This window comes from Verrucomicrobiota bacterium, from assembly GCA_039192515.1.
Lineage (GTDB): Bacteria > Verrucomicrobiota > Verrucomicrobiia > Methylacidiphilales > JBCCWR01 > JBCCWR01.
In genome coordinates this window covers 1-2625 of the sequence record JBCCXA010000091.1, presented here as the reverse complement: position 1 = coordinate 2625, position 2625 = coordinate 1, and the positions used below count along the sequence as shown (strand labels likewise).

5 protein-coding genes are annotated in these 2625 nt (G+C 43.9%); 4 read left to right on the top strand and 1 reads right to left on the bottom strand.

Annotation, left to right across the window (positions count from 1 at the left end; genetic code table 11):
* Positions 1-242 (bottom strand): transposase (locus tag AAGA18_16065; protein ID MEM9446857.1); only part of this gene is annotated, 242 nt, incomplete at its 3' end.
* Between the two features lie 49 nt (positions 243-291).
* Here AAGA18_16065 and AAGA18_16060 point away from each other — a divergent pair.
* From AAGA18_16060 to AAGA18_16045, 4 genes are all read left to right on the top strand, one after another.
* Positions 292-591 (top strand): hypothetical protein, encoded by a 300-nt coding sequence (locus tag AAGA18_16060; protein MEM9446856.1) that lies wholly within the window; start codon positions 292-294, stop codon positions 589-591.
* Position 592: 1 nt separating this feature from the next.
* Entirely contained in the window at positions 593-940 is a 348-nt protein-coding gene (gene tnpB, locus AAGA18_16055; GenBank protein ID MEM9446855.1) for an IS66 family insertion sequence element accessory protein TnpB, read from the top strand.
* Positions 941-1003: 63 nt separating this feature from the next.
* Positions 1004-2377: an IS66 family transposase gene (locus tag AAGA18_16050; GenBank protein MEM9446854.1), complete on the top strand. Its 1374-nt coding sequence runs from the start codon at positions 1004-1006 to the stop codon at positions 2375-2377.
* A 57-nt stretch (positions 2378-2434) separates the two neighbouring features.
* On the top strand, positions 2435-2590 hold the full coding sequence (locus AAGA18_16045) for a transposase domain-containing protein (GenBank protein MEM9446853.1): 156 nt from the start codon (positions 2435-2437) through the stop codon (positions 2588-2590).
* Positions 2591-2625 lie beyond the last annotated feature (35 nt).

Below are 2625 nucleotides of genomic sequence, written 5' to 3'. Positions count from 1 at the left end.
TTGTTTAAAAGCTCTTCTGATGCTTTTTTGGTGCGTCCTTCTCCTACATCAATAACAGCTCCGCTTATTGGATCACTCAGCACAGTTACATAGCTATGGCCTTTACGAAAGGATTTCTCATCAATACTCAACGAGGTATAGCGCTGAGGCACTCTGCGAGTTAATCCTCGCTTGACCGAAAGGTGAATGATTCGATTGACCAATGAAAAACTTACGCCCAATAGTGCTGCTGTCGTAAACATCCGAGGAACCCATTTTTTAGAATGGACTATGTGTTGTTAGTCTCGCATCATGAGAAGACACAACGAATCATCGATGCGCTTTCTCCATGAGGCGTGGCAATCCTCAGGTTTAAGCAAGAAGCTTTTTGCAATCGAACAGGGTTTGAGCCCTTCGACTTTCTACTACTGGGTCACTAAGTTCGAGAAGTTGACAGCGAGTTCGTCCAAGACTTCTGGAGAATTTGAGCAGATCAAATTGGATGGTACTGTATCATCTTCGGTGACAGCCACCATTCGTTATCCTTTGGGAGTGGTGTTAGAGTGGCATGGAGGTAGCGACACTATTGATGATTTGAAATCACTGCTGTGATATGCTCTCACTTACCTATACCTGTCGCTATTTTCTCTATCGTAATCCATGTGATATGCGCTATGGGATTTACTCTTTAGCGGGTTTGGTTACCAATGAATTGGATCGAGACCCTCTAAGTGGAGATGTTTTTGTATTCATCGGTAAGCGAGGCAACCAAATTCGACTCCTGCAATGGGATCGTGACGGTTTTGCTCTTTACATCAAAAAGTTGGAGCAAGGCACTTTCGAATGGCCAGAGGGCGATCAGGTGTCTGTTACAAGTCGTCAGATGACCCTTCTCATGGAGGGGGTTATGCTCAAATCGGTACGCTTACGCAAGCGGTATGCTCCCTTAAAACGAGGGTGAAAAAGTGAATAAAAACAGCTTTTAGATGGCTTTAAAGGTACTTTTTATGTCTAATTTAGAGGTATGGGAAACGCAGTGAAAGACCCGGTTGGAGACCCGGTTGAGGGTTATAAAAAGCTCTCTGAAGAGTCGCTGCAAACCATCGCTAATTATAAGAAAAAACAGGCTGAATCTCGCTTGACCATCTCTAAGAAAGATGAGCGGATCGACCAACTCCTTTTTGAACTTAATAAGTTTCAGAGATATTTATTCGGAAGTAAAAGCGAGAAACTCTCCTCATTTAAGGAAGAAGATCTTTCACAAATGAGCCTGTTTGATTTAGGTACTACCAATGAGCAACAGGAGGAATTGAGTGAACAGGTAGCATCTGTAACTACTCCTGAGAAGAAATCACCTAAGAAAAGAGCCAAAGGCACCGGACGTATGAAGTTGCCTGAAGAGTTGAGAAGGGAAGAGGTCATCATTGAGCCGGAAGAAAACACTACAGGTTGCACTTACATCGGAGATGAGATCACAGAAGTACTTGATATCGTTCCTGCCGAACTTTACGTCAAGCGATATGTGCGTCGCAAATACGCACGTCCTAATGGGGAAGGCATTCTTACCGGTTCATTACCCGAACGTGTGATCGAAAAGGGTATCCCTTCCAATCGCCTTATTGGTGAAATGGTACTGGACAAGTATGTGTATGGCTCACCGCTCCACCGACAAATCAGTAAATACCGACGATTGGGAGTCAATATTCCCGCCTCGACCGCTTCGGATTGGATAATGAAAGGATGGAAACACTTAGCTCCACTGTGGGAGTTGCTTAAATTGATGGTAATTAATCAGAAATACATCCAGGCTGACGAGTCACCTATTAAAGTACAAGACAAACAAAAGAAAGCGGATAAGAAGAAGAATATCCATCAAGGCTATATGTGGGTGTACCATGCTCCCGTAGACCGATTGGTATTGTTTGACTATCAGAAAGGCAGAGATTGTAGTGGACCAAAAGCCATGCTTGAAGATTACAAAGGCATCCTTCAAACTGATGGGTATCAAGTCTATGAATCTTTGTATGCAGGTCATCCTGATATTGCATTGATCTACTGTATGGCCCACGCCCGACGTAAATTCGTCGACGCAGTCAATTATGATAAAGAGAAAGCTAATACCGTGCTTGCATTGATGCAGAAGCTGTATAAGTTGGAGCAAGATATGAGAGAAGAGCAACTTACCTGGCAGCAACGCACTGAGAAAAGACAAAAAGAAGCCGTTCCGGTACTCAATGAAATCAAAAACTGGATGGAAGCACAGATACATCAGGTACTGCCTAAGAGTCCTTTAGGGCAAGCGATCAACTATGCCTTGCCCCGGTGGAGTGGACTCAGTGCCTATACACAACATGGACAGGTGGAGATAGACAATAACTTAGTGGAGAATGCCATTTGACCGCTGGCTATCGGAAGAAAAAATTTCCTTTTTGCCGGATCTCATGACGCTGCGGAAATGACTGCAGCTATGTACTCCTTTATGGCTACCTGCAAGAAAAACGGACTCAACGAGCAGGAATGGCTCAACGATGTGCTCAACAGAACTCAGTCTATCCGACACAAAGACCTCTACCAACTCCTACCCAACAACTGGAAAAAATATAAAACTTAAAACGAAAATCTCTAATGGGTTCCTCGGACGGATAC

What these genes read in the sequence shown, in the direction of transcription:
- AAGA18_16060 (MEM9446856.1), top strand. Translation starts at nt 292, where the DNA reads ATGAGAAGACACAACGAATCATCGATGCGCTTTCTCCATGAGGCGTGG.
- tnpB (MEM9446855.1), top strand. Translation starts at nt 593, where the DNA reads ATGCTCTCACTTACCTATACCTGTCGCTATTTTCTCTATCGTAATCCA.
- AAGA18_16050 (MEM9446854.1), top strand. Translation starts at nt 1,004, where the DNA reads ATGGGAAACGCAGTGAAAGACCCGGTTGGAGACCCGGTTGAGGGTTAT.
- AAGA18_16045 (MEM9446853.1), top strand. Translation starts at nt 2,435, where the DNA reads ATGACTGCAGCTATGTACTCCTTTATGGCTACCTGCAAGAAAAACGGA.